At 65.9% G+C, this 26,892-nt stretch carries 24 protein-coding genes and 1 tRNA gene; 17 read left to right on the top strand and 8 right to left on the bottom strand.

Annotated features, from left to right (window positions below; all coding sequences use genetic code 11):
- Nucleotides 1–305: 305 nt before the first annotated feature.
- The 3 genes from AC07Z7_RS04525 to AC07Z7_RS04515 form a co-directional block, all read right to left on the bottom strand.
- A tRNA-Ser gene (locus tag AC07Z7_RS04525) sits at nt 306–395 on the bottom strand.
- 82 nt (nt 396–477) lie between these two features.
- On the bottom strand, nt 478–1,395 hold the full coding sequence (locus AC07Z7_RS04520; protein WP_094290792.1) for an SPFH domain-containing protein: 918 nt from the start codon (nt 1,393–1,395) through the stop codon (nt 478–480).
- Nucleotides 1,396–1,446: 51 nt separating this feature from the next.
- Nucleotides 1,447–1,872 carry an NfeD family protein gene (locus AC07Z7_RS04515; protein WP_094290793.1) on the bottom strand — a complete coding sequence of 142 codons (426 nt, stop codon included), beginning with the start codon at nt 1,870–1,872 and terminating at the stop codon, nt 1,447–1,449.
- Between the two features lie 147 nt (nt 1,873–2,019).
- On the opposite strand from AC07Z7_RS04515, the gene AC07Z7_RS04510 reads away from it, so the two are divergent.
- Nucleotides 2,020–4,305 carry an arginine/lysine/ornithine decarboxylase gene (locus AC07Z7_RS04510; RefSeq protein ID WP_094290794.1) on the top strand — a complete coding sequence of 762 codons (2,286 nt, stop codon included), beginning with the start codon at nt 2,020–2,022 and terminating at the stop codon, nt 4,303–4,305.
- Between the two features lie 124 nt (nt 4,306–4,429).
- On the opposite strand, the gene AC07Z7_RS04505 is transcribed toward AC07Z7_RS04510, so the two are convergent.
- Complete coding sequence (locus AC07Z7_RS04505) at nt 4,430–5,278, bottom strand: DNA ligase (RefSeq protein WP_494765460.1); 849 nt, start codon at nt 5,276–5,278, stop codon at nt 4,430–4,432.
- Nucleotides 5,279–5,412: 134 nt separating this feature from the next.
- Nucleotides 5,413–6,213 (bottom strand): enoyl-ACP reductase FabI, encoded by an 801-nt coding sequence (gene fabI, locus AC07Z7_RS04500; protein WP_094290796.1) that lies wholly within the window; start codon nt 6,211–6,213, stop codon nt 5,413–5,415.
- A gap of 104 nt (nt 6,214–6,317) precedes the next feature.
- Between fabI and AC07Z7_RS04495 the strand changes: the two genes are divergently transcribed.
- From AC07Z7_RS04495 to AC07Z7_RS04455, 9 genes are all read left to right on the top strand, one after another.
- Nucleotides 6,318–8,144: an extracellular solute-binding protein gene (locus AC07Z7_RS04495; protein WP_094290797.1), complete on the top strand. Its 1,827-nt coding sequence runs from the start codon at nt 6,318–6,320 to the stop codon at nt 8,142–8,144.
- Between the two features lie 16 nt (nt 8,145–8,160).
- A complete protein-coding gene (locus AC07Z7_RS04490; protein WP_494765459.1) occupies nt 8,161–9,189 on the top strand; it encodes a microcin C ABC transporter permease YejB in 1,029 nt (342 codons plus the stop codon).
- 13 nt (nt 9,190–9,202) lie between these two features.
- Nucleotides 9,203–10,258: an ABC transporter permease gene (locus AC07Z7_RS04485; protein ID WP_494765458.1), complete on the top strand. Its 1,056-nt coding sequence runs from the start codon at nt 9,203–9,205 to the stop codon at nt 10,256–10,258.
- Nucleotides 10,255–11,901, top strand: coding sequence for an ABC transporter ATP-binding protein (locus AC07Z7_RS04480; RefSeq protein WP_494765457.1), 1,647 nt, complete (start codon nt 10,255–10,257; stop codon nt 11,899–11,901). The genes AC07Z7_RS04485 and AC07Z7_RS04480 overlap by 4 nt, the downstream gene beginning before the upstream one ends.
- Before the next feature lie 116 nt (nt 11,902–12,017).
- Nucleotides 12,018–12,635, top strand: coding sequence for a hypothetical protein (locus AC07Z7_RS04475; protein ID WP_494765456.1), 618 nt, complete (start codon nt 12,018–12,020; stop codon nt 12,633–12,635).
- Nucleotides 12,636–12,874: 239 nt separating this feature from the next.
- On the top strand, nt 12,875–13,735 hold the full coding sequence (locus tag AC07Z7_RS04470) for a hypothetical protein (protein WP_494765455.1): 861 nt from the start codon (nt 12,875–12,877) through the stop codon (nt 13,733–13,735).
- Nucleotides 13,736–13,831: 96 nt separating this feature from the next.
- Complete coding sequence (locus tag AC07Z7_RS04465; RefSeq protein ID WP_494765454.1) at nt 13,832–14,296, top strand: hypothetical protein; 465 nt, start codon at nt 13,832–13,834, stop codon at nt 14,294–14,296.
- 93 nt (nt 14,297–14,389) lie between these two features.
- The gene (locus AC07Z7_RS04460) at nt 14,390–15,661 is read left to right on the top strand and encodes a hypothetical protein (RefSeq protein ID WP_494765453.1); all 1,272 of its coding nucleotides are present in this window, start codon (nt 14,390–14,392) and stop codon (nt 15,659–15,661) included.
- A complete protein-coding gene (locus tag AC07Z7_RS04455) occupies nt 15,646–17,862 on the top strand; it encodes an ATP-binding protein (protein ID WP_494765452.1) in 2,217 nt (738 codons plus the stop codon). The genes AC07Z7_RS04460 and AC07Z7_RS04455 overlap by 16 nt, the downstream gene beginning before the upstream one ends.
- 81 nt (nt 17,863–17,943) lie before the next feature.
- Here AC07Z7_RS04455 and AC07Z7_RS04450 read toward each other — a convergent pair whose 3' ends face one another.
- Nucleotides 17,944–18,936, bottom strand: coding sequence for an NAD(P)-dependent alcohol dehydrogenase (locus tag AC07Z7_RS04450; RefSeq protein ID WP_494765451.1), 993 nt, complete (start codon nt 18,934–18,936; stop codon nt 17,944–17,946).
- 181 nt (nt 18,937–19,117) lie between these two features.
- Between AC07Z7_RS04450 and AC07Z7_RS04445 the strand changes: the two genes are divergently transcribed.
- Nucleotides 19,118–19,681, top strand: coding sequence for a 2'-5' RNA ligase family protein (locus AC07Z7_RS04445; RefSeq protein ID WP_494765450.1), 564 nt, complete (start codon nt 19,118–19,120; stop codon nt 19,679–19,681).
- Between the two features lie 82 nt (nt 19,682–19,763).
- Here the strand turns inward: AC07Z7_RS04445 and AC07Z7_RS04440 are convergent, their stop codons facing one another.
- Entirely contained in the window at nt 19,764–20,657 is an 894-nt protein-coding gene (locus tag AC07Z7_RS04440; protein ID WP_494765449.1) for a LysR family transcriptional regulator, read from the bottom strand.
- A 107-nt stretch (nt 20,658–20,764) separates the two neighbouring features.
- On the opposite strand from AC07Z7_RS04440, the gene AC07Z7_RS04435 reads away from it, so the two are divergent.
- From AC07Z7_RS04435 to AC07Z7_RS04425, 3 genes are all read left to right on the top strand, one after another.
- Entirely contained in the window at nt 20,765–22,162 is a 1,398-nt protein-coding gene (locus tag AC07Z7_RS04435; protein WP_494765448.1) for an acyclic terpene utilization AtuA family protein, read from the top strand.
- Between the two features lie 143 nt (nt 22,163–22,305).
- A complete protein-coding gene (locus AC07Z7_RS04430; RefSeq protein ID WP_494765525.1) occupies nt 22,306–22,656 on the top strand; it encodes an AtuA-related protein in 351 nt (116 codons plus the stop codon).
- A gap of 45 nt (nt 22,657–22,701) precedes the next feature.
- On the top strand, nt 22,702–23,694 hold the full coding sequence (locus tag AC07Z7_RS04425) for a Bug family tripartite tricarboxylate transporter substrate binding protein (protein WP_494765447.1): 993 nt from the start codon (nt 22,702–22,704) through the stop codon (nt 23,692–23,694).
- 264 nt (nt 23,695–23,958) lie between these two features.
- On the opposite strand, the gene AC07Z7_RS04420 is transcribed toward AC07Z7_RS04425, so the two are convergent.
- A complete protein-coding gene (locus AC07Z7_RS04420) occupies nt 23,959–24,852 on the bottom strand; it encodes a LysR family transcriptional regulator (RefSeq protein ID WP_494765446.1) in 894 nt (297 codons plus the stop codon).
- A gap of 124 nt (nt 24,853–24,976) precedes the next feature.
- Between AC07Z7_RS04420 and AC07Z7_RS04415 the strand changes: the two genes are divergently transcribed.
- From AC07Z7_RS04415 to AC07Z7_RS04405, 3 genes are read left to right on the top strand one after another with little or no spacing between them, the layout of a single operon-like run.
- The gene (locus AC07Z7_RS04415) at nt 24,977–25,843 is read left to right on the top strand and encodes an MBL fold metallo-hydrolase (protein ID WP_121506740.1); all 867 of its coding nucleotides are present in this window, start codon (nt 24,977–24,979) and stop codon (nt 25,841–25,843) included.
- Nucleotides 25,844–25,892: 49 nt separating this feature from the next.
- On the top strand, nt 25,893–26,165 hold the full coding sequence (locus AC07Z7_RS04410; protein ID WP_494765445.1) for a hypothetical protein: 273 nt from the start codon (nt 25,893–25,895) through the stop codon (nt 26,163–26,165).
- 3 nt (nt 26,166–26,168) lie between these two features.
- Complete coding sequence (locus AC07Z7_RS04405; RefSeq protein WP_494765444.1) at nt 26,169–26,822, top strand: DsbA family protein; 654 nt, start codon at nt 26,169–26,171, stop codon at nt 26,820–26,822.
- Nucleotides 26,823–26,892 lie beyond the last annotated feature (70 nt).

Here is a 26,892-nt window from a genome sequence, read left to right as displayed (position 1 = left end):
CCTGGACCTGGACCTGGACCTGGACCTGGACCTGGACCTGGACCTGGACCTGGACCTGGACCTGGACCTGGACCTGGGAGTCACTCGCCAGTCCTTTGTGGAGAGGCGATGAGATCGTTACTCAAGTCGTTGCTACGTGAGCACGCCTGCTGCTCCACTCGAAGGTCTGGATACCCGACTGAGGCTGCGGAGGCGAGATGTCTGTTGTCGGGTGGAATCGGTCGATTCAACCAGTTTTTCAATGGTGCAAACAAAGGTGCAAGAAACAAAAAAGCGCCCCGAGAGGCGCTTGTTTGCTTGCTTACTGGCGGAGAGGGCGGGATTCGAACCCGCGGTGGGGATTAGCCCACACACGCTTTCCAGGCGTGCGACTTAAACCGCTCATCCACCTCTCCGAAGCCCTCGATTATAGCCACAGGATTGCGTCTATCTGGGCCAGTGGCGGGATTCGCGGCAAAAAAAGGTGCTGGTTCGTTTTCAGCCTGCCTTCTGCGACGCCTGCACCATCTTCATGGCCGAGCCGATCAGGGCCGACACCTCGGTCATGTTGCTGGGCACGATGAGCGTGGTGGTCGCGTCGGACGCCACCTGGCTGTAGGCGTCCACGGCCTTTTCTGCGACCTTGAGCTGCACGGCCTGTTCACCGCCGGGCTGGCGGATGGCGGTGGCCACGCGCTCGATGGCCTCTGCGGTGGCCTGGGCCACGGCGCGGATGGATTCGGCCTCGCCGATGGCCTTGTTGATGACAGCCTGTTTTTCCCCTTCGGAGCGGGCGATGAAGGCTTCGCGCTCGCCGGTGGCAATGTTGATCTGCTCCTGGCGGCGGCCTTCGGAGGCGGCAATCAGTGCGCGCTTTTCGCGCTCAGCGGTGATCTGAGCCTGCATGGCGTGCAGGATTTCCTTAGGAGGAGTCAGGTCCTTGATTTCGTAGCGCAGCACCTTCACGCCCCAGTTCAACGCAGCTTCGTCGATGGCCTGCACGACCTGGGCGTTGATGATGTCGCGCTCCTCGAAGGTCTTGTCCAGCTCCAGCTTGCCGATCACGGAGCGCAGCGAGGTCTGGGCCAGTTGCGTGACGGCCATGATGTAGTTGCTGGAGCCGTAGCTGGCGCGCATGGGGTCGGTGACCTGGAAGTACAGGATGCCGTCCACCTGCAGCTGCGTGTTGTCGCGTGTGATGCAGACCTGGCTGGGCACGTCGAGCGGGATTTCCTTGAGGCTGTGTTTGTAGGCTACCTTGTCCACAAACGGCACCAGAAAGTTCAGGCCCGGCGTGAGGGTGCCGGCGTATTTGCCCAGCCGCTCCTTGACCCAGGCGTTTTGCTGGGGCACGACCTTGACGGAGCGTGCGATGAATATCACGGCAATGATGAGAATGACGATGGCGACTTCCATGAGAAACCTCTCTTTTCTTGTGATCTGTAAAGCTAAAGCGGTGGTCGATCTCTAGAGTGGATCCACCAGAAGGCGATTGCCCACCAATTCCGCCACCCGGTGCATCCCGGTGGAGGGCGTTACGCCGGGGCGGTGGATGGCGATCCAGGTTGCGCCCCGGTACTTCACGGTGGTGGTTCCATCGGGGTTCCAGCCCTCGATCAGGATGGTTTCTCCCACATCCAGATTCACGCTGCGGTCGGCGCGGGCGGAAGGGTCTCCAGGCCGCTTTTTCTTGAGGTAGTACCAGCCCACCACAGCGCCGCCGCCCACCAAGGCCGCCGCCACCAGTTGAGCCGCGATAGGCAGTCCCAGATGGGCTGCCAAAGCTGCAGCTGCGAGGCCGACGGCCACCATCAGCAGATAAAACGTCCCGGTAAGCAGCTCCGCAACGACCACGGCCCCCGCTGCCAGCCACCAGATGGTGGATGCCTCCATGCTGAACCTCCTTGGGTCGGTTGTGTTTAGTGCACCACATTCTGGGTCAAAAGGGTGGCAGTTCAAAGGCGCGTCAACGTTATTCCTTACACTTCGCGCCTATTTCGTTTTTTGGCCGGGCAGGCCACGGCTCCTTGGAGGCTGCGCATGAAGTTTCGCTTTCCCATCATCATCATCGATGAAGACTATCGTTCCGAGAACACCTCGGGTCTGGGTATCCGCGCCCTGGCGCAGGCCATTGAGGCTGAGGGCTTTGAGGTGGTCGGGGTCACCAGCTATGGGGATTTGTCCCAATTTGCGCAGCAGCAAAGCCGCGCCAGCGCATTCATTTTGTCCATCGACGATGAAGAGTTCACTGTGGGCGAGGGGCTGGACCCGATCGTTCTGAGCCTGCGCAACTTCATCGGCGAGGTGCGCCGCAAGAACGCCGATGTGCCCATCTACGTGCACGGCGAGACCAAGACCAGCCGCCACCTGCCCAACGACATCCTGCGCGAGCTGCACGGCTTCATCCACATGTTCGAGGACACCCCCGAGTTCGTGGCGCGCCACATCATTCGCGAGGCCAAGAGCTACCTGGAGAGCGTGCAGCCGCCGTTCTTCAAGGCGCTGCTGGACTACGCCGAAGACGGCTCGTACAGCTGGCACTGCCCCGGCCACTCGGGCGGCGTGGCGTTTTTGAAGAGCCCCGTGGGCCAGATGTACCACCAGTTCTACGGCGAGAACATGCTGCGCGCCGACGTGTGCAACGCGGTGGAAGAGCTGGGCCAGCTGCTGGACCACAACGGCGCCATCGGCGAATCGGAGCGCAATGCCGCGCGCATCTTCAACGCCGACCACTGCTTCTTTGTGACCAACGGCACGTCCACGTCCAACAAGATGGTGTGGCACCACACCGTGGCCCCGGGTGACGTGGTGGTGGTGGACCGCAACTGCCACAAGTCCATCCTGCACAGCATCATCATGACCGGGGCGATCCCCGTGTTCATGAAGCCCACGCGCAACCATTTCGGCATCATCGGGCCCATCCCGCAAAGCGAGTTCGAACCCGCTGCCATCCAGGCCAAGATCAAGGCCAACCCGCTGCTCAAGGGCGTGGACGCGAAAAAGGTCAAGCCGCGCGTGCTCACGCTCACGCAGAGCACGTACGACGGCGTGCTCTACAACACCGAGACCATCAAGGGCATGCTCGATGGCTACGTGGACAACCTGCACTTCGACGAGGCCTGGCTGCCGCACGCGGCCTTCCACCCGTTCTATGGCAGCTACCACGCCATGGGCAAGAAGCGCACGCGTCCCAAGTATTCGGTGACGTATGCGACGCAGTCCATCCACAAGCTGCTGGCCGGCATCAGCCAGGCATCGCATGTGCTGGTGCAGGACTCGCAGACCGCCAAGCTGGACCGCCACCTCTTCAATGAGGCCTACCTGATGCACACGTCCACATCGCCGCAGTACAGCATCATCGCCAGCTGCGACGTGGCCGCAGCGATGATGGAGCCGCCCGGCGGCACCGCGCTGGTGGAGGAAAGCCTGCTCGAAGCCCTGGACTTCCGCCGTGCCATGCGCCAGGTGGAAGAAGACTTCGGCAAGAACGACTGGTGGTTCAAGGTCTGGGGCCCCGACAAGTTGGTGGACGAGGGCCTGGGCCGTGCCGAGGACTGGATCATCCGCAGCGACGGCAAGGGCAAGAAGAACGGCAGCAAGTGGCACGGCTTCGGCCAGCTGGCCGATGGCTTCAACATGCTGGACCCGATCAAGTCCACCATCGTCACGCCCGGCCTGAACCTGGATGGCAAGTTCGACAAGACTGGTATTCCTGCGTCCATCGTGACCAAGTACCTCGCCGAGCATGGCGTGGTGGTGGAGAAGACAGGCCTGTACAGCTTCTTCATCATGTTCACGATCGGCATCACCAAGGGCCGCTGGAACACGCTGCTCACGGCGCTGCAGCAGTTCAAGGATGACTACGAGAAGAACCAGCCCATGTGGCGCATCCTTCCGGAGTTCTGCCAGCAGCACAAGCGCTACGAGCGCATGGGCCTGCGCGACCTGTGCCAGCATGTGCACGAGATGTACGCCAAGTACGACATCGCGCGCCTGACGACCGAGATGTACCTGTCGGACCTCACGCCCGCCATGAAGCCCTCGGACGCCTACGCGCACATTGCGCACCGCACGACCGAGCGCGTCGAGATTGACCACCTCGAAGGCCGCATCACCGTGGGCCTGGTCACGCCGTACCCACCGGGTATTCCGCTGCTGATTCCTGGCGAAGTGTTCAACAAGAAGATCGTGGACTACCTCAAGTTCGCGCGCGAGTTCGCCAAGCTGTGCCCTGGTTTCGAAACCGACATCCACGGCCTGGTGGAGGTGGAAGACGAAAGCGGCCAGGTGCGCTACTACGCCGACTGCGTCGCGGGCAAGCTCTGAGCCCGCCCACAGCCCGCTCATGCCCCCATCGCTGCCGGGGCTTGGTGGGCGGGTGAAAATTGAGTCAAAAAAGGCTACCAGCGCTTGTCCATAAAGCGCTGGTAGCTATTTTTTTGATAGTGGATCAGCGTACGGCTGTTGTGGGAGTCGTGGCAGCCGGCCAGTCCAGCCGCACCCGCACAAAGCTCGCAAAACGCGGCAGGCCGCCGTCGTGTGTGCCGCGAAAGCGGTAGGTCACCCAACTGCCAATGGGCGGTGGGTCGGCACGGTCGGCATCGCTCAGTCCTGCGCCGAGTCTGAAACGCTGGCCTGAGGGCATCTCCAACAGCAGCGCGCCCAGCCGCCCGGCATGCTTGCCCTTGCCTGGCAGGTGGCCGACCACCAGCGCCTCGGTGTCTTCGTGGGTCTTGAGCTTGATGAGATCGTCGCTGCGGCCAGAGCGGTACAGCGAGCTGCCCTTGTGCAGCATCAGCCCCTCGCCGCCCGCGCGCACCGTGCGCTGCAGCAGGGCTTGCAGGGCGGCATCGGTCGCCACGCGCTGTTGCGGCACGGCCTGAACCCAGGGCTGGTGGATCTGTGCGACCAGGGCCTTCAGTGCGGGCAGGCGTTCGTCAAACGGGCCGCCCTGGGTGGGCAGGTCAAACACCATGAAGCGCATCTGCCGCCAGGCCGCATCGTCCGGCTGCTGCTGGCGTGTGGTGGACTGGGCATGCGCAAAACGGCCTCGCCCCGCCCACAGCTCGCCATCCATGGGCGTGGCGGGCCAGCCTGCGGTGAACCAGGCGGGCGCGGCCACCGTTTCACCGCCGCGTGTGCGCAGCGTGTAGCCGTCCCAGTAGCCCCGCACGCCGTCGTACTTCTCGCTTACCCAGTAGTCGGCCAGCGGCATGCCGGGGCGGTACACATTGGCCAGCAGCAGGGCGGGGGCATCGGCTGCGTGCACCGCCATGGCGACAGGCAGCAGGCCCAGCATCCCCAGGCCCAGCCAATGCCTGCGGGTTAGTTTGCTATTGAAAATATAGCTGCTTGCGCATGATGGATGCGCGGTAGCAGCCATTTTGTTCAATATTTCGGTGTGGTCCGCAGGGTGTCCGGGGTGCGGTGCGCTCAGACCTGGTCGGCAGACAGGCCCGCCGTCTGGCTGAAGCCGCCATCCACGTAGGTGATCTCGGCGGTCATGCCCGAGGCCAGGTCGGACAGCAGGAAGGCCGCCACATTGCCCACGTCTTCAATCGTCACATTGCGGCGCAGGGGCGAGGCATCGGCCACGCGGGACAGCAGCTTGCCGAAGTCCTTGATGCCGCTGGCGGCCAGCGTCTTGATGGGGCCCGCGCTGATGCCGTTGGCGCGGATGCTGCGGCCGTCTTCGGTGCGGCCCACAGCCTCAGCCAGGTAGCGCACGCTGGCCTCCAGGCTGGCCTTGGCCAGGCCCATGGTGTTGTAGTTTGGGATGGAGCGCAGCGCGCCCAGGTAGCTCAGGGTCAGCAGCGACGACTTGTCGTTCAGGTAGGGCAGGGCGGCCTTGGCCATCGCTGGGAAGCTGTAGGCGCTGATGTCGTGCGCAATGCGGAAGCCTTCGCGGCTCAGGCCGTCGAGGAAGTTGCCCGCAATCGCCTCGCGCGGTGCAAAGCCGATGCTGTGCACAAAGCCGTCGAACTTCGGCCAGGTCTGTGACAGTTCGGCAAACATGCGCTCGATCTGCTCGTCGCTCGCCACATCGCAGTCAAACACCAGCTGGGAATTGAACTCTGCCGCAAAGTCGGTGATGCGGTCCTTGAAGCGCTCGCCCACGTAGCTGAACGCCAGCTCGGCGCCTTGTTCGTGGCAGGCCTTGGCGATGCCGTAGGCGATGGAGCGGTTGGACAAAACACCCGTGATGAGCAGCTTCTTGCCGGTCAGAAAACCCATGTTCAATCTCCTTTTGGAATAGCGGAATGTGGGCCGGCGGGCAAGGGCATAGGGGTATGCGCTGGGTGCCACGTAGGCCGGCGAACGTAGTGCAGAATTGTCGCATGCGGTTCTGGCTGACTTTTTTGCTGATGGGGTGCGCGACTCCTGTGTGGGCTGCGCATGGGTATGCTCTGTGGGGCGAGCCGCGTTATCCCGCTGGGTTTGCGCACTTTGCCTACGTGAACCCTGATGCGCCGAAAGGTGGAGAGCTGCGGCTGGTCAGCAACCTGCGTGTCTCCACCTTTGATAAGTACAACCCGTTCACCATCAAAGGCAACGCGCCAGCGTACCTGTCGTCGCTGATGTTCGACTCACTGCTGGTCGGCTCCATGGACGAGACCGCGACGGGCTACGGCCTGCTGGCAGAAGATGTGGAAGTTGCCCCTGATGGGTTGTCCGCCACCTTCCGCTTGCGACCCGAGGCGCGGTTCCACAATGGCAAGCCGGTGTTGGCCCAGGACGTAAAACACAGTTACGACACGCTGGTTGGCCCCTTCACATCGCCCGCCTACAAGACGCTGCTTATCGAAGTGGCGGGTGTGGATGTAGTCAATGACCGCACCGTGCGTTATCGCTTCAAACAGCCCAACCGTGAGCTGCCCTTGACCGTGGGCGGGCTACCGGTGTTCAGCCGCGACTGGGGTGTGGAAAACGGCAAGGCCAAGCCTTTTGACCAGGTGGTGATGGATATCCCCATCGGTAGTGGCCCCTACAAGATTGGGCCCGTACGTTTCGGCAAGGACATCACCTATGTGCGTGACCCGCAGTACTGGGCACGCGACCTGAACGCGCGCAGGGGTACCGCCAATTTCGACAACGTTCTGGTCAAGATCTACAAGGACAACACCGCGCGGCTGGAGGCCCTGAAGGCGGGTGAGTTCGATCTGATGCGTTTTTTCAGCGCGGGCGACTGGGCCCGCCGCGTCACGGGCAGGAAGTTCGACACTGGTGAGCTGGTCAAGGGCGAGTTCAAACACAAACTGCCGTCGGGTTTTCAGAGCTACGTGCTCAACACCCGCCGCCCGCTGCTGCAGGATGTGCGCGTGCGGGAGGCCTTGGGCCTGGCTCTGGACTATGAGTGGATGAACCGCCAGATGTTCTACGGCGCCTACCAGCGTGTGAACGGCCTGTTTGGCAACACTGCGTGCGAAACCAAGGGCAGCCCGTCGCCCGAGGAACTCGCGCTGATGGAGCCCTACCGCAAAGACATTCCTGCCGCTGCCTTTGGCCCCATGACCGTGCCCCCCCGCACCGACGGCGATTCGTCACTGCGCGCCAACCTGCGACGCGCACAGGCCCTGCTCAAAGAGGCTGGCTGGGAAGTGCGTGACGGTGCCTTGCGCAACGCGAAGGGCGAGGCGATGGTGCTGGAGTACATGGACAGTAACGAAGGGGGGGTGCGTACCATCACCCCCTGGATGCGCAATCTCGAAAAGATCGGCATCACCCTGCGCTTCCGGTCGGTGGACTTCGCGCTGTACCAGCAGCGGCTGCAGAAGTTCGATTTCGACATCACCTCGATCGCGTACCAGGGTACCAACAACCCAGGCCAGGAATTTGCTGACATGTTCGGCAGCCAGGCGGCCGATACGGAGGATTCCGGCAACTATGCGGGCGTCAAGAGCCCGGCAGTGGACGCCATGGTCAAAGCCATGACTTCTGCGAAGACCGAGGCGCAATTGCTGCCCGCCTGCCACGCGCTGGAGCGCATCATTGCGCACAGCCATTACCTGATTCCGCAGTGGACGGCCGGCACACACCGCATGGTCTACAACGCCTGGCGGCTGGAGCGACCAGCTACGGTGCCGCCCTACGCCAGCGGCGAAGGGTGGGTCATCGACACATGGTGGGCGCGTGTTCCGCGACAGACCGCGCCGGACAAGAAATAGCCACAGACCGCTCCCTATGTTTGCTTACATCCTCAAACGGGTCCTGCTCATGCTGCCTACGCTGCTGGGCGTGCTCTTGTTGACCTTTGTGGTGATCCAGTTCGTGCCCGGTGGCCCTGTGGAGCAGTACATGGCCGAGGCCAAGGCCGGGGTGGGTGGTGGCGCTGAAGGGGGCGGGCTCAGTTATCGAGGTGCACAGGGTGTGGACCCCAAACGGCTGGAGCAGATCAAGGCGTTGTACGGATTTGACAAGCCTGCGCACGAGCGTTTTCTGCAGATGCTGGCCCAGTTCGCACGGTTCGATCTGGGCAAGAGCTTTTTCCAGAACAAGGATGTGTGGCAGCTGGTGAAGGAAAAGCTCCCTGTCTCCATCAGCCTGGGCCTGTGGACCTTCTTCATCAGCTACCTCGTTGCTGTGCCATTGGGCGTGGCCAAGGCGGTGCGTGCGGGGTCACGCTTTGATCTGGTCACCACCTTGCTCATCCTGGTCGGTTACGCCATCCCGGGCTTCGTGCTCGGTGTGGCGCTGCTCGTGATTTTTGGCGGTCAGCTGCAGTGGTTCCCGCTGCGCGGGCTCACGTCGGCCAACTGGGAGCAGTTGTCCTGGGGCGCGCGCATCGTGGACTATTTGTGGCACATCACGCTGCCCATCACGGCCATGGTGCTGGGCAGTTTTGCCGTCACGGCCATGCTGACCAAGAACGCGTTCCTCGAAGAGATCCGCAAGCAGTATGTGCTCACGGCCCGTGCCAAGGGCCTCTCCGAGCGGCAGGTGCTGTGGAAGCATGTGTTCCGCAATGCGCTCATCCCCATCGTTACCGGCTTTCCGGCCGCGTTCATCGGCGCTTTCTTTGCAGGCTCGCTGCTGATCGAAACCCTGTTCTCGCTCGACGGGCTGGGCCTGCTCAGCTACGAGAGCGTGATCCGCCGTGACTACCCCGTAGTGCTGGGCACGTTGTACCTGTTCACGCTGATCGGGCTGGTGACCAAGCTCATCAGTGACCTCTGTTATGTGTGGGTGGACCCGCGCGTGAAGTTTGACTAGCCCGAACGCACCGATGGCCCCGATGAGTCCTGCTGCTGCCCCGATTTCACTCTCCCCGTCCCGCCGTGCCTGGCTGCGCTTCAAGCGCAACCGGCTGGGGTACTGGAGTCTGATCATTTTTTGTGCTCTGGTGCTGGTCAGCCTGTGCGCCGAGCTGGTCAGCAACGACAAGCCACTCATCGTGCGCTACGAGGGGCAGACCTATTTCCCCATGCTCAAGGACTACCCCGAGAAGACCTTCGGGGGCGATTTCGAAACCCCCACCGACTACCTCGACCCCTTCATCAAGGAGCGGTTGAGCGCCGGCAGCAACTGGGCGCTGTACACACTGAACCCCTACGGCCCCAACACGCTCAACTACTTTGCCAAGGCGCCCAACCCCTCGGCGCCCACGGCCGACAACTGGCTGGGCACGGACGACCGGGGGCGCGACCTGCTGGCGCAGCTACTCTACGGCTTTCGGGTGAGCGTGCTGTTTGGCCTGGCGCTCACCATCACCGGCGTGTTGCTGGGGGTGGTCACGGGTGCCATCCAGGGTTTTTTTGGCGGCAAGACCGACCTTGCGTTCCAGCGTTTCATCGAGATCTGGGGCTCCATGCCCGAGCTGTACCTGCTCATCATCTTCAGCGCGGTGTTTGCGCCCAGCATTGCGCTGCTGCTTATTTTGCTGAGCCTGTTTGGCTGGATGGGGCTGTCTGACTATGTGCGCGCCGAGTTCCTGCGCAACCGCCAGCTTGACTATGTGAAGGCCGCACGCGCCCTGGGTGTGGGCAACCTGCAGATCATCTGGCGCCACATCCTGCCCAACAGCCTCACGCCCGTGGTCACTTTCCTGCCCTTCCGCATGAGTGCGGCCATCCTTGCGCTCACCTCGCTCGACTTTCTGGGCCTGGGGGTGCCGCCTGGCACACCGTCGCTGGGCGAATTGCTGAGCCAGGGCAAGAACAGCATTGACGCGTGGTGGATTTCGCTTTCGACCTTTGGCGTGCTGGTCACCACCCTTCTCTTGCTCACCTTCATGGGCGACGCACTGCGCGATGCGCTGGACCCCAGAAAGGCCGACCTGTGACCGTAACCCCCTCGGCCAACAATCCACCCCTGCTGCAGGTGCAGGACCTGCATGTGCGCTTCGGCCCCAAAGAGGTGGTGCGAGGTGTCAATCTCCACATTGCTGCGGGCGAGAAGCTCGCGCTGGTGGGCGAGTCCGGCTCGGGCAAGACCATCACCGCCTTGAGCCTTTTGCGCCTGGTGGGCGATGCCGCCATCACCGGGCAGGCCCACCTGCAAGGCCGGGGCGACCTGCTGGCGCTGACCGAGCGCGAGATGCGCGGCGTGCGGGGCGACGACATCGCCATGGTGTTCCAGGAGCCCATGACGGCGCTCAACCCGCTGATGACGATTGGCGCGCAGATCGCCGAAATCCTGCTGCTCAAGCGCGGCCTCACGGGCGCCCAGTGCGCACAGGCGGCCATTGATCTGCTGGCGCAAACCGGCATCCCCGAGCCCGCGCGCCGCGCCAACAGCTTTCCGCACCAGCTCAGCGGCGGCCAGCGCCAGCGCGCCATGATCGCCATGGCCCTGGCCAGCGCGCCCAAGCTGCTGCTGGCCGACGAGCCCACCACGGCTCTGGATGTGAGCCTGCGCGGGCAGATCCTGGATTTGCTGAGCGACCTGCAGCGCCAGACCGGCATGGCCGTGCTGCTCATCACGCACGACCTGAACCTGGTGCGCCGCTTTGCCGACCGCGTGGCCGTGATGGAGCAGGGCGTGCTGGTAGAGCAGGGGCCGGTGGCCGAAGTGTTTGGTGCCCCCCAGCATGCGTACACCCGCCGCCTGATCGCCAGCCAGCCGCGCCGCGATGTGGCCCTGGCCGACCCGCCTGCTGGCACGGCGCCCGTGGTGCAGACACAAGACCTGCGGGTGGTCTACCCCACGCCGTTGCCAGGCATCAAGGGCTGGTTCAAGAAAGGCGAGTTTGTGGCCGTGCAGGGCGCCACACTGCAACTGCTGCCCGGCCAGACGCTGGGTGTGGTGGGCGAATCCGGCTCCGGCAAGTCCACGCTGGCAGGGGCCATCCTGGGGCTGCTGCCTTCGGCAGGACAAGTGCAGGTGGGCGGGCAGGCGTGGCAGCAGCCCGCCATGCGCAATACGCCCAGCAACCAGCAACTGCGCCGCCGGGTGCAGGTGGTGTTTCAAGACCCGTTCTCCTCCCTCTCACCGCGGCTCACGGTCGAAGAGATCGTGGGCGAGGGCCTGAAGGTGCACGAACCCACGCTCGCCGTGGCCCAGCGCCGCACGCGTGTCGAGGCAGTGCTGGCCGAAGTGGGCCTGACCGAAGCGCAGTACCCGCGCCTGCTGGAGCGCTACCCGCATGAGTTTTCAGGTGGCCAGCGCCAGCGCCTGGCCATTGCGCGGGCGCTCATCGTGCAGCCGCAGGTTCTGGTGCTCGACGAGCCCACCAGCGCGCTCGACGTGACCATCCAGCAGCAGGTGCTGGGCCTGCTGCAGCGCCTGCAGAAAGAAAAGGGCCTGAGCTACCTGCTCATCACCCACGATGTGGATGTGATCCGCGCCATGGCGCACGATGTGCTGGTGATGAAGGATGGCGCCGTGCTGGAAAGCGGCCCGGTGAATGGGGTGCTGGACGCACCGCAACACCCCTACACCCAGCGCCTGGTGGCGGCTGCCAGTGCACCGGGCGTTGCGGGCTGACAGACTGGGGAGGGCTTGCGCGCATGGATGCGTGCATGCGGTTGCGCATGCCCCCTGGCCGTGGAAAGATGCCTTCACCCCCTGCAACCCGCCGGGGCACTCTGGCCGGAGCCTCCATGCCCCCATCCCTGCCTGAACCCATGCCCGCCCAAGCGCCCACCCTGCCGCCAGACGGCGACACTACGACCGCCTTGGATCTGGCCGAGGTCTACCGCCGGGCCCGCGCCCTGGCCGCCCCGGGCCAATGCATCACCGCCCTGCACCTGGGGCCCGAGCACTGCGTGCTGGCCACGGGGCAGGGGCCCGCGCAGCCTTCGGCCCAGCTGACGCTGGCGCTCGGCCAGCAGAAAACGGCGCGGGCGTTTTTCCGTGGGGCCGTGCCGACGCCGCTGGAGCTGGAGACCGCCATCGCCTCGGTGGAAGACGAGGTCTATGCCGCCCATGTGCGCCACCGCCAATGGGTGCCCGAGGGCGCTTCGGCCCAGCTGTACTCCACCGACCCGGCGTTGCATGAGATCGCCACCCTCGCAGGCATTTCGCCGGGGCCCGCCCGGGTGCTGCCGCTGGAGGCCATGGAGCGGCTGTTCAACCGGCTGGCCGCAGTGGCACAAGGCCGCCCCGCCGCGCACGAGGGCCTGCCCGCCAGCCCCGCCTTCGCAGCCAGCCTGCTCGTCTTGCGCGAATTGATGCATCACATGCCATTTGCCGAAATCACCTTGCTGGATCTGCAGTAGTTGCTATCGATGAGATAGCGGATAGAGCTGGATTGGCTGCCCGTGCGGGCCACCCGAGCACCGGGTGGATGGTGCTGGCGCATGGGAGATTGCGCGGGAGCGGTTGACACCCTGTCAGGTGGCGAGATGGTCGGCATGCGCACGCAGTGTGGGCGGTGGACAACGCCGAGAGGAACAAACCCGCGCAGCGCGGTAACAATTCGTGCACTTTCACACGGGCCGACTTCACCCTCCACACCATGTCACAAAACGCGCATACCCTGCAGCTCTTCTTCGACAGCCCCATCAAGCTCAAGACAGCGCAACTGGCCTACCAGTACCTGCTGGCGGACAACACCGAACAGGCACAGCGCTGGGCCGGCGAGCTGGGCGTGGCCGACCTGGACGACCTGTGGGATGGGGAATGGTTCAACCAGCAGGTGGCGGCCAAACCCACCCACCTGCTGCTGTGTTTTGACACGGGTACCCACGACGACCTCCCTCTGCGCACCCTGGAAACCCTGTTTGCCCACGGCCTGCGGGCGGCGGTGCTGGAGGTGTTCTACGATCAGGTGGGCGAAACCGAGCGCATGCACTTCGACCAGGGCCAGTGGGTGGGGCGCCAGGCCTTCTTCAGTGCCCACCCCGACTGGCGTGCGGTGGTGGAGCCTGCGGACGGGGGCGACGATGCGCAGGACGACCCCTATGCCTGCTCCCGCGACCCGGCCAAGCCCATGAGCGTGGCAAAGATGCGCAAGGACGAGGCCGACCGCCGCAAGCAGGGCGAAGAGGCGGCGAAGGCCTTCATCGACCTGGCTCAAACCTTTGGCAAAAATGGCCAGTCGCCAGTGCAGGGCCTGATTGCGGTGCTGTTGCTGCGCGCGGGGTTCAAGGGGCTGCTGCATGCCGTCGTGTTCACGGTGGTCACGGTGCTGCTGTTCAAGGGCATCTGGCTGTGGCTGGGCCTGGGCCTGGTGCTCGCGATTGCGCTGCCGCTGTTCTACATGGTGCGCGAGCACAAGGAACTGCGCGGCGATGGCGACGATGACGACGACGCTGCCGGTGGCAGTGACGATGGCGACCCTGCAGGCCCGGCCACGGTGCAACCGGCGGCGGGCTGACCCGGCGCAGGACGGGCGGGGCGGCAAAGACCCGCGACACAGCCCAACAGAACAGACATGCAGACAAACAAACAAGCAACAACGAGGGAGTGAGCGATGCTGACAGAGATCGAATGGTGGGGTGGGCTGATCTTCGTTCTGGGGGCCATCACCCACCGGCTGGTGACGGGAGCGCTGGACAAGAAAGACGAGGGCATCGACTGGCATCGTTGGCAGATGCACGGCTTCTTCGTGCTGCCCGCCGTGGTGCTGGCCGGGTATTTCTATCCGCTGGCAGGCCCCGGCCTGCAATACGCCTACCTGAGCGTGCTGGGCGCCGCTCTGCTGCTGGTGGCTGTGATGCTGGTGCAGGAGGTGACCGGGGATGCGGGCGAAGGCTCGGCAGAGACTACCGCAGAGGCTGCCGGTGGGGCCGCTGCTGCGGGCGCAGCGCAGGCGGACGATGAATCGCCCGGCTGGCTGATGACGCTGATCGGGGTGGTGGTGCTCTACAGCCCGGTGCTGGTGGCCTGCGGGCTGGGTTGCGCCAAGGCCTGGCCCATGGTGCAGGGGCTGTTGTAGCGGGGTAGCGGCCGGGCAGCCTGGGTGCCCGCGCGTTGCCTTCCTTTTTTCGATCGTCTCCCGGCGCTGTGCTGCGCTTCCTTGTCCCCGTTCATGGCCACAGATTCCTTTCCTGACCTGCTCTCGCTCTACATGCGCCGCATCCGCGCCAGCGCCTCCGGTGTGGCCACCGAAATCGGCCTGAGCCGCGAGGCGGTGAACAACTGGCGCAACGGCATTTCGGTGCCCAACCCGCGCTCGCGCGACAAGCTGGTGGCCTGCACCCGCTACCTGCGCCTGACCGAGAGCGAGACCAACCGCCTGCTCAGCGCAGCAGGGTTTGCGCCCGAGTTTCCGCTGCAGGCCGAAGCGCCGCTGCGGGCCGAGGCCAGGGCCACGGGTGTGGCCCCAGGCGCGGCGCAGCCCTTTGCGGCGTTTCAGGACCGGCTGTTTGCCCAGCTCGCGCAGGCCGTGCCATACCCCATCTCGCTGCTGCTGTCGCCCGCGCACTGGGGGCAGCCGCCGTTTCGGCACGAGCTGCTGCAGCGCGCCCGTGCGCAGTATGGCGAGGGCTCGGTGCTGCACATCCAGCCGCCCTACAGCGTGAGCACCGTGCCCGCCGAATACTTCGCCGCCATCGGCCGCCAGTGCGGGCTGGGCGATGTGGCGTCGGACTACGAGTTTGAATCCGCGCTGGAGCGCCGCCTGCTGGCGGGCGAACGCATCTTCTGCCTGGTCAGCCGCTTTGAGCAGGGCACACCCGCGCTGCGCGAAACCCTGGCGGGCATTTTGCGCAGCCTGAGCGAGATGCACAGCGGCCGCCTGCACCTGCTGCTGTGTGGCGGCGAGGCGCTGGCCGACCTCAAATACCGCAGTGGCGACCTCTCGCTGCTCAACATCGCGCAGGTCAACCACTGGCCTGACCCGTCGCTGCACGACCTCCTGCAACTGGCCCGGCACCGCTGGCCCGAGCACGCCTGGACCGACGCGGTGGTGGCCGATCTGCAAGCAATCAGCGGCGGCCACCCCGCGTTGTTTGAAGAGGGGCTGCAGTGGCTGGTGGACCAGGGGATGGACCAGAAAGGGGGCAAGGGCGATGCACCACCCAGCGCCCTGCGCACCCACCTGGCCAGCAGCCCGCGCCTGTGGCAAACCTTCTTGCCCCTGGCCCAGGCGCCCGCCACCCGCGCGCGCCTGCTGCAACTGCTGCAGGCCGACGACCTGGGCCGCGCCCGGCCCTATCTGCAAGACGACGAACTGCGCACCCTGTTCTGGGGCAACCTCATCCATGTGCGCGGCACGGGCGATGCGGCGCGGCTGCACTGGCGCTGCGCCACCATTCGCGATGCGGGCTTCATGGTGCTGGATTCATGCTCGGCGGACTGAAGCCCCTGCTGTCCAGACCCGTGGTGCGCGCCGTGGTCATCGCGCTGGTCACGCTGTTTGTGGCCAGCGCGGTGTTCACGCCCCAACACAACCCGGCCACGCGCGGCAGGTTCATGGCGGCCATGAACGTGGGCCCGTTGTGGGGCGAGCTGGTGCAGTGGCGCGTGGCGATGATGCAGGCGCACAACGAGCTGGGCCACTGGCCCAAGGACATTAATACCTACGCGCCCCCGGTGGCCCAGCCGCAGTTGCGCGTCACCTCCCCGCGCCCCTATGTGCTGCAGGCCGACATCGCCCAGCACCCCGATCTGGGCAAGCTCGCTGGCACCCAGGTGGTGGTGGAGCTGAAACCCGGCACCACCACCTGGTCCTGCCGCCCCGGCAAGCCGCCCATCCCCATGGGCTACCTGCCCATCAACTGCCTGGAGGGCAGCACCGACGATTTCGAGCGCCCCACGCAAGTGCCCGATGCCGACCCGTTTGGCTGGATGCGCTCGCTGATCGCCTGGTGCGCCGTGATTTTTGGGGCGGGCGCCGTGCTGTGGGTGGTGCGCCATCCGCTCATCGGTGCGGGCCAGCTGCGCCCCGCACGCTTGCGCCGCACGCCGCTGGCGCGCCTGCCGCAGATCGACCGCCTGCTGCGCTGGCTGCGGCGGCTGGACGCCACCCTGCTCGCCGCTGACATCCGCACGGTGGACTGGCGCCGCGCAGTGGCCTGCGCCCAGGCCACGGGCGGCGAGCGCGCCCCGGCCCTGGCCCGCGCGCTGGCCGAGCGCGTGTCGGCCCGCTGCCAGCCCAGCACCGACTGGGCGCTGCCCGGTGCAGTGTTTGAGTGGCAGTTCCCGCCCGACCTGCCCGTGTCGCTGGACCGCTGCCTGGTGTTTGTGCCCACGCCCGGCATCGACGAAGCCACCGTATTGCGCCAGCTGCGCGCCGTTCAGACCGGCAGCGACGTGCTGCTGATCCTGTGCGAGCACAGCGTGGACACGCCCTGGCCCCTGCTGCGCGCCCATGCCGACGACCGCGCCAACCTGCATGTGATGCTGGACAGCGCCCACCAGACCGAGTGGCTGATTGGTGGCGAGGCCCTGCAGGTGCTGCTGCGCCAGCTGGCCGCGCAACTGCGCATTACGCGCATCTCGCCCTACCAGACACGCGGCGGTGTGACGCGCGAGGGTGGCTTTTTTGGCCGCGCCCAGCTGCTTGCCCGTGTCATCAACCGCGAGCCCGCCAACTACCTGGTGGTGGGTGGGCGCCAGCTGGGCAAAAGCAGCCTGCTCAAGGCTGTGCAGCGCCGCATGGCGGGCCACCCGCACACCGTGTGCCACTATGTCTCGCTGCGCGACCACCGCCTGGCACCGCGCATGGCGCTGCAGTTTGGCCTGGCGGCCGATACACCGCTCGAAGCCATCGTGGACCACCTGCAGGCGCAGTACGAGGGCAAGCGCCTGGTGCTGCTCATCGACGAGGCCGACCTGTTCTTCCGTGACGAATCGGCCAACGGCTATGTGCAGCTGTCCACCCTGCGCGCGCTCAGCGAAGAGGGCCGCTGCTGGTTCATGCTCGCGGGCTTCTGGGATTTGTATGCCACGGCCGAGCTCGACTACCAAAGCCCCCTGCGCAACTTTGGCGAGGTGCTGGCCATTGGCGGCCTGGAGCGCAGCGCCTGCCGCGAACTGGCCACTGAGCCGCTGCGCAAGCTGCGCCTGGGTTTTGACAACGAGCGCCTGGTAGACCGCCTGGTGGACGCCAGCGGCCAGCGCGCCAACCTGGTCGCCATCCTGTGCCAGGAGTGCCTGGAGGCGCTGCAGCCCGGCGAACGCGTGATTGAAAAGCGGCACCTCGACCAGGCCCTGGCCTCGCAGGCTGTGCAGGACGCCCTGGCCGGCTGGGGCCGCCTCAGCCACGACGAAGCTGCCTGCCGCCTCGACCGCATTGTGGTCTACCACACCGCCCAGGCCGGGCAGGCCAGCCTGGTCGCCCTGGCCCATCTGCTGCAGAGCCATGGCATCGCGGGCGACGCGCAGGCGCTGCGCCAGTCGCTGGCACGCCTGCAGCTGGCCTATGTGCTGCGCAAGCACGACGGGGGTGAATACCGCTTTGCCATCCCGCTGTTGCAGGACCAGTTTGAACCGGAGGAAGTGGAGCTGCTGCTGCACCAGGAGCTGGCCGTGCTGGCGCGCAGCGATGCCAAAGTTTGAGAAAAAAGGGCCGTCTCCGCGCTACGGATAAGCGCTTTTAGCTATCTATTTGATAGTAGTTTGTGCCGTGGGAGTTGTGGTTCACGGCAGCGCCACCACCACCGCCCCGCGCTTGCGCCCGGTCTCCACATAGGCATGCGCCGCAGGCAGGTCGGCAAACGGGTAGGCGCAGTCCAGCACCGGCCGCAGCACACCGGCCTGGGCCAGGTCCATCAGGGTCTGCAGATCCTCTGGCCGCTCGGCCGCCGGGCCGCCAATGCTGCGGCGCGTGCCGCGCGGGCGGGCCAGCACCTGCGCCAGACTGCCCGCCACCGCCAGGTAGCGGCCATGCTCTGTCAGGCGCGGCAGGCAGGCGGCAAAGCTGCTCGCACCCACGGTGTCGGCCACCACGTCCCACTGCTGCGGGTCCTGGGTGAAGTCCTCTTCGGTGTAGTCGATCACGGCCTGCGCACCCAGCGCCCGCGCCAGCGCCACATTGCCGCCGCTGCACACCGCCGTGACATGCGCGCCCCGGTGCCGCGCCAACTGCACCATGGCGCTGCCCACGGCGCCCGCTGCGCCAATCACCAGCAGCGATTCGCCCGCGCGCAGGTTGGCCTTGTTCAAGAAGTGCAGTGCCGCCAAGCCACCAAACGGCAGGCAGGCCGCATCCACAAACGACAGGCGAGCGGGCTTGTGCACCAGGGGCCGGGTGCCGGGCAACAGGCAGTACTCGGCATGGCCGCCCATCGCCACGCCCGCCACCCCCACCACGGCATCGCCGGGTACAAAGCCAGTCACCGCACGGCCCACGGCCTCCACCACGCCTGCCACATCGGTGCCCAGCACCGGCTGGCGCGGCCGCGTGATGCCAAACGCCAGCCGCCCCAGCAGGCCAAAGCCGCGTGGCAGCTTCTGTGTGCGCACGCGCATATCGGCCGACGACACACTGGCCGCCAGCACCCGCACCAGCACATCGCGCGGGCCAGGCACGGGGCGCGGCAGGGTGCGCAGCCGCAGCACATCGGTGCCGCCATAGCGGGTGCAAACCCAGGCGAGCATGGTGGTGGACGTGGGCAAGGTGAGTGTGTGCATGGGCAACAGGGCAGGGCGCCCGGTGGCGCAATGGAAGAGGGGGTGAGCGGAGGCGGCGAGCCTGTGGGCAGCTTAGGCGGCCGGGTGGGGCGCGCACAACCCGACCGTGGGAGGGACGGCCGACAGTGGCCATGCCCCAACTGCACGTTACCCTTGTCGGCCTGCTGGATTGACTGACTGATTGATTGACTCATTGCTGCAAAGGCACGCCGTGCACCCCACGCTCTACACCGTTGCCTACCCCGTCTGCGCCGCCGAGGACATGTTGGCCATCGACACCTGGCGCGCCGCCAACGACCCCACCGGCCACGCGCTGGTGCGCCCACACTTCACGCTGGTGTTTGCCAGCAACGCGGTGGACGAAGCCACCTACCTCGCCCATGTGGCGGCGGTGGCGGCGCGCACGGCACCCATCGCGTTTCACTGCCGCTACGCCATGCTGGGCACCGACGCCCACAGCCCCCGAGCCCATGCCTACCTGGTGCCGGATGAAGGCCACGCGGCGCTGTCGCTGCTGCACGACGCGCTCTACACGGGCCCGCTGGCCGATGCGCTGCGGCTGGATTTACCTTACACCCCACACATCACTGTGGGCACTTTCGAGTCCGCGCCTCTGGCGCGCGCGTGGTGCGCTGCGCGCAACCAGGCGGGCGTGTCGGTGCCGGGCCAGGTGGCCGCGCTGTGGGTGGGGGAGGTGGTGGACGGGCGGTTCGAACACCGGGGGCAGTTTGAACTGATCGGCTAGTTTTTTGAAGCGAAAAAGGCTGTTGCCGCGCGTCCATCAAGCGCTTTAAGCTATCAAATGTGTAGCTTTCTTGCGGCGCCCCTCAAGGCCGCTGCTCCATCACCAGCGTATACAGCGCCTGCGCCGCCACCGACAGGCTCTCGTCCCGCCGCCGCACCAGGTAGATCTGCCGCGTGAGCCCCGGCAGCGACAGCGGCCGCGTGACCAGCCCCGGCTGGTCAAAGTGGAACAGCGTGAGCGCGGGCACCACGCTGATGCCCAGCCCCGCGCGCACCATGCCCATCACGGTGGCGAGCTGCTCCACCTCCATCAGCGTGTGCATGGCCTGTGGGTGCAGGGCGGCCTCCAGGTACTGGCGCACGCTGCTGGTGCGCGCCAGGTGGATGAAGGGCCAGGCGGCCAGGTCCTGCGCGGTGATGGCCTTGCGCCTGCGCGCCAATGGGTGGTCGGCCGGGCACACCAGATAAAAGTTGTCGCTGCAAAACGGCTCGGCCTGCAACGCGGGCGTATCGGCGCGGATGGCGGCCAGTGCAAAGTCGGCATGGCCGCTGGCCACGCGGTCGATGCAGGGCTCGGACAGCACATCGGCAATGTCGATCTCGATGCCCGGGTGCGCCGCGCGGTACTGCGCCAGCACGCCTGGCAGCCAGCCTGCGGCCAGCGACGGCAGCAGCGCCACGGCCACACGCCCGCGCTGCAGCGTGGCGGCACTGCGCACGGCGGCCAGCGCGTTGGTGATCTCGGCGCGGATGCGGCGGGCCGACTCCAGAAAGTTCTGCCCCTCGGGCGTGAGGTCCACATGCCGCGTGCTGCGGTCAAACAGACGCAGGCCCAGGTCGTCCTCCAGCGCACGGATGAGGGCGCTGAACGCGGGCTGCGACAAATGGCACAACGTGGCGGCGCGTGTGAAGCTGCGCTGCTCGGCAAGCGCGAGAAAGGCATCGAGCTGGCGACTGGAGAGGTGGGGGGCGCTCATTCAGGGGATGACTTCATTCATCTGTGTTTCAGATGGATTTATAAGAACAATTGATTTCACAGAATATCGGGATGTTCCTACAGTCGGCTGCAGGAGACAACGGACTCATGCCGAACGACCAAAAGAAAACCAATCTGCTGGTTGGCTGCGCCGCCGGCTTCTCGGGCGACCGCACCGACGCGGCCCTGCCCGTGGTGCAGGAGCTCATCGCCAGCGGCCAGCCTGCGGTGCTCATCTTTGAGACGCTGGCCGAGCGCACGCTGGCGCTGGCCCAGCTCGCCCGCCGCACCGATCCCGATGCGGGCTACGAACCCCTGCTGGTAGACCTGCTGCGCCCCGTGCTGGCGCAGTGCCTGGCGCACGGCGTGCGCATCGTCAGCAACTTTGGCGCGGCCAACCCCCATGGCGCCGCGTGCCGCATCCACGCGCTGGCGGCCGAGCTGGGCCTGGCCCGCCCGCGCATTGCCGTACTGCAGGGCGACGACCTGAGCGGCCTAGAACACCGCGCGCTGCTGCAAGGCGCGCTGGGCGCTGCGATGCCCACCGAGCCCATTGTGAGTGCCAACGCCTACATTGGCGCGCAGGGCATTGCCGACGCGCTGCGCGCGGGCGCCGACATCGTGGTCTGTGGCCGCGTGGCCGACCCCTCGCTGGTGCTGGGTCCCGCGCTGGCGCACTACGGCTGGGCGCTGGACGACTGCGACCGGCTGGCCCGCGCCACCATGGCAGGGCATTTGCTGGAATGCGGCGCACAGGTCACCGGCGGCTACTTTGCCGACCCTGGCTACAAGGATGTGGCGGGCCTGGCGCAACTGGGCTACCCCATCGCCGAGATCGACGCCGACGGCCACTGCACCATCACCAAGCCACCCGGCACGGGCGGCTGCATCACCGAGCGCACGGTAAAGGAACAGCTGCTGTACGAGCTGCACGATCCGGCGGCCTACCTCACGCCCGATGTGGTGGCCGACATCACCACCGCCCGCGTGACCACGGTGGGCGCTGACGCGGTGCGGCTGGAAGGCGTGCAGGGCCATGCGCGGCCCGCCACGCTCAAGGTCAACGTGTGTTTTGAATCGGGCTGGTTTGCCGAGGGCGAAATCTCCTACGCCGGCCCGCGCGCTGAGGCCCGTGCCCGACTGGCGGGCGAGGTGCTGCGCGAGCGCTTGCAAGGCCTGGGCCCGCTGCGCATCGACCTGATTGGCGTGACCAGCATCTTTGGCGACGACACCAGCCGCTGGCTGAATGCATCCGCCCACGGCAACGACGAAGCCCGCGATGTGCGCCTGCGCGTGGCCCTGCAGCACCGCGACCACGCAAGCGCCCAGCAGCTGGTACGCGAGGTGACCGCGCTCTACACCTGCGGGCCCGCGGGCGGCGGCGGCGTACGCACCGCCATGCGCCCGCGCCTGGGCACCGTGTCGTGCCTGGTGCCGCGCGAAGCTGTGGCCGTGCGTTTTGAGATGGTGGAGCCCGCACTGCAGCCACTGGAGGTATCACCTTGACCGACGTAAAAAGCGAATCCCCGAGCCCACAGCCCTCCAACATGGCGCAGCCCGTGCCAGCGGCCGCCGTGCAAGGGCCGCCCCGCCGCACGGGCGGCGTCCCCCTCGAGGGGGAAGACGCGCAGCGTCTCAGGGGGGGCTTCCTGTCTGTTCCCCTCTACCGCCTGGCCCACAGCCGCACCGGCGACAAAGGCAACCGCTCCAACATCAGCGTCATCGCCTGGCAGCCTGCGCTGTGGGATGTGCTGGTCGAACAAGTCACCGAGGCCGCCGTGGCACAGCAGTTTGCGCAGCGCCGCCCGCGCCAGGTCACGCGCTACCTGCTGCCTCAGCTGCAGGCCATGAACATCGTGCTGGACGACGTGCTCGACGGTGGCGTGAACGATTCGCTCAACCTCGACAGCCACGGCAAGGCGCTGAGCTACCTGCTGCTCGATATGCCCGTCACCGTGCCCGCGCACCTGGCGCCGCACTTTGGCGGCCATACGGCCTAGACCTTTGATTTCGTTTTTCTATCCATACCAACACCAGGAGACAACATGACCCATTCATCCCCCCGCCGCGCTCTGCTCGCCACCGCTGCCGTGCTGGCGCTCGGCACACTGCAGGCCCCCACCGCCCTGGCCCAGGCGGCCGGTGCCTACCCCGCCAAGGCCATCACCTTCGTCGTGCCCTTTGCCGCAGGCAGCGCCACCGACCAGCTGGCGCGCGCGCTGGGCCAGTCCATCACCAACGACACCAAGCAGCCCGTGGTCATCGACAACAAGGCGGGCGCCAGCGGCATGATCGCCGCGTCGGCCGTGGCCAAGTCGGCGGCCGATGGCTACAGCGTGCTCATCACCACCAACACCACCCACGCCGCCAACGAGCACCTGTACAAAAAGCTCTCGTACGACCCGGTGAAGGACTTCGCCCCCGTCACCGGCCTGGGCAAGGGCGGGCAGGTGCTGGTGGTCAACGCCAGCGCACCGTACAAAAACGTGGGCGAGTTGCTGGCCTTTGCCAAGAAGAACCCCGGCAAGCTCAGCTTTGGCAGCGGCAGCTCATCGAGCCGCATGGCGGGCGAAATGCTCAAGCAGCTGGCGGCCGTGGACATCCTGCACGTGCCCTACAAGAGCAACCCGCTGGCCATCACCGACCTGCTGGGCGGGCAGATCGATTTGATGATCACCGACACATCCACCGGCGTGCCCCAGGTCAAGGCGGGCAAGCTGCGTGCGCTCGGCTATTCCACCCAAAAGCGCAGCGCGCAATTGCCCGATGTGCCCACGCTGGACGAAGCGGGCGTGAAGGGCTACGACATGGGCTACTGGTTTGCAGCCTACGTGCCCGCAGGCACGCCCGCGCCGGTGGTGGCGCGCCTGAACGAGCTGCTGACCGCCGCCACCAAGAGCGCAGCGGCCAAGAGCTTCTTCGAGAACGCGGGCTCCGAAGCCTGGACCACCACGCCCGATGAACTCGCCAAGTTCCAGGCTGCAGAGACGCAGAAGTGGGGCAAGGTGATCAAGGCGGCGGGGATTGAGGCGGAGTAAATCGAAGGCCTGGTAGCGGCGGGGGGGTAACACGCGCTGCGCCGGGTCTTCACTCCCTCTCCCCTCGCGGGAGAGGGCGGGGGAGAGGGGGCTCTTCTTCCGAGCGCCGCGCCCCATGCTCCCCCTCTCCCCCACCAGGGGAGAGGGAGTGTCAGCGCGCTTTCAAAGGGTTGTGAAAAATCAAGCCAAATAGGCCTCTACCGCCTGATGGATAAGCGCTGGCAGCTATTAAATTGGTAGTAATTCAGCCGAGGCGACCATCCCTCACCACGGCACCCCCGCAAACCGGGCCACCAAAAAATCCAGCAACGCCCGCACCGCAGGCGACAAGTGCCTGCGCGACGGGTACAGCGCATAAATCGTCATCACCGGCAAGTCCCACTGTGGCAACACCGCCTGCAGCTCGCCGCTGTGCAGGTAGGGGTTGACCAGATAGGTCGGCTGCATCGCAATGCCGCCGCCCGCCAGCGCGGCGCGCATCAGCGTGGTGGCCTCGTTGGCGCTGAAATGGCCGCTCACGCCCACACGCTCCACCACCTCGCCGCGCGTCAGCTGCCACACGCTTTTGCCAAAGTTGGCGTAGCTCAGGCAGCGGTGCTGCGCCAGGTCGGCGGGTTGCTGCGGCACGCCATGCGCGGCCAGGTAGGCGGGCGATGCCACCAGCACCGAATCACACCGAGCCAGTGGGCGGCCGATGAGCAGTGGGTCGGGCTCGGCACTGATGCGGATGGCCAGGTCGATGCGCTTTTCCACCAGGTTCAGTGACCCCTCGCTCGCGTCCAGGTCGATCTTGAGCTGCGGGTGCTGCGCCAGAAAGTCCGCAATCGCTGCGCCCATCTGCGCAAACGCAAACGACACGCTGCAGGTCAGCCGCAATTGCCCGCGCAATGCGCCCTCGGTGGTGGTGGCTGTTTCTTCTTCCAGGTCTTGGCTCAGCGCCAGCATCTGCTGGCAGCGGCGCAGCGCGTGTTCGCCCGCGTCGGTCAGCGTCACGCTGCGGGTGGTGCGCTGCAGCAGCCGCGCCTGCAGCCACTGCTCCATCTCGCCCACATAGCGCGTGACCATGGCACGTGACATATCCAGTTTGTCGGCTGTGGCGCTGAAGCTGCCGCTGGTGGCGACTTCGGCAAACACATGCATGGCGGTCAGGCGGTCCATAAGGGGTTATTTGATCGATTGGTGAAACAAATATGCGCGAATTATCGGGTTTATTGGATCGATTTGCGCAAATAAACTTCATTCCGTCATCTGCACAACCTCTCAAAACCCTGGAGAAACCAACATGTTCCGCACCACCCTCATCGCCGCCACCCTCGCCGTTGCCTTCACCGGCGCCCAGGCCGCCCAGCCGCTGCAGGTCAAGGTCTACAACGCCGACGGCAACAGCTTCAACGTCAACTCCACCCTGGTCTATGGCGAGAAGGAAGCCATGGTCATCGACGCAGGCTTTACCCGTGCTGACGCGCTGCGCATTGCCGCCAACGTACTCGACACGGGCAAAGAGCTGAAGACCATCTACGTGAGCCAGGCCGACCCCGACTACTACTTTGGCGTCGAGACGCTGAAAGAAATCTTCCCCAAGGCCGACGTGGTGACCACGCCCGCTGTGCTGGAGAAGATCAATGCCAAGCTCGCCACCAAGCTCTCGTTCTGGGGCCCCAAGATGGGCGCCAACGCACCGCGCACGCCCGTGCTGCCCAAGGCCATCGCGGGCAACACGCTGAGCGTGGACGGCCAGGCGGTCGAGATCCGTGGCACCACCGGCCTGCTGGCGCACCGCCCGTATGCGTGGATCCCGTCCATCAAGGCCATCGTGGGCAACATTGGCGTGGTGGGCACCAACACCCATGTGTGGACGGCCGACACACAAACCGTGGCCGAGCGCAGCGCCTGGGTGGCCCAGCTCGACGAAATGGCCGCGCTGCAGCCCACGGTGGTGGTGCCCGGCCACATGCCCGCAGGTGGCGCGCTGGATGCCGCCAACATCAGCTACACCAAGGGCTACCTGCAAGCGTTTGAGAAAAACGCCGCCGCCACCAAGACCAGCGCCGAACTCATCGACGCGATGAAAAAGGCCTACCCCGCAGCGCCCATGGGCCTGTCGCTGGACATCGGAGCCAAGGTCAACAAGGGCGAGATGAAGTGGTGAGATGACGTGCTGAAAGCTGTCAAAGCAAGTTGTTGAAAGGAACCAGATCGTGACCACGCACCCGCTCCAACAAGTCCTGCAGCACCTGCACGCCGGGCGCTGGAACGCGGCGCACGATCTGGTGCAGCACGACGGCTCCATGCTCGCCGCGTGGCTGCACGGCATCCTGCACCTTCAAGAGGGCGACCTGGAAGACGCCGAAAACTGGTACGACCGCGCCGCCCGCCACTTCCGCAGCCGGGGCACGCTGGCCGAAGAGATTGCGGCTTTTGAAGCTGCATTGACTGCGTCTGAAACCTCAGACCCCAACGAAAGAATTTGACCCATGCCCACCGTCACCGTGACTTACCTGTTCGACCCCCTGTGCGGCTGGTGTTATGCCGCCGCGCCCGCGCTCAAGTTCCTGCAAGAGCAGGAGGGAGTCGAGGTGGTGCTGGCCCCCTCCGGCCTGTTTGCAGGCGCAGGCGCGCGGCCCATGGACGCGCAATTTGCCGCCTACGCCTGGGCCAATGACCAGCGCATCCAGCAGCTCACCGGCCAGCCTTTTACGCAGGCCTACCGCGACCAGATCCTGGGCGCAGCGAATGGCCGTTTTGACTCCGGCCCGGCCACCCTGGCCCTCACGGCCGTGGCGCAGACCGCGCCCACGCGCGAGCTGGATGCGCTGCACGCCCTGCAGCACGCCCGCTATGTGGAGGGGCGCGACAACGCAGATCCCGCCGTGATCGCCGAAGTGCTGCGCGCCCTGGGCCTGCAAGAAGCCGCTGCCCTGGCCCTGGCGCCCGACACCGCTTTGCAGCGCGCCACAGCCGAACGCACTGCTACCGCCCAGGCCACGCTGCGCGCCGTGGGTGCGCGTGGTGTGCCGCAACTGGTGGTTACAGGGCAGGGTGGGGCGCTGCGGTTGCTGGGCGGCGATGCGCTGCTGGGGCCGCGCGAGCAATTGCTGGCGCTGGTGCGGGCGGCGGCTGCGGATTGAACGCGGCGGAAGTGCGCGGCTTTGAAACAACACCAAAACCGTTCACGCTGAGCTTGTCGAAGCGCGGTAC

Source organism: Acidovorax sp. GW101-11A03 (genome assembly GCF_059424825.1).
The sequence above is the reverse complement of the archived record's forward strand: the minus strand, read 5'-3'. Positions and strand labels throughout refer to the sequence as shown.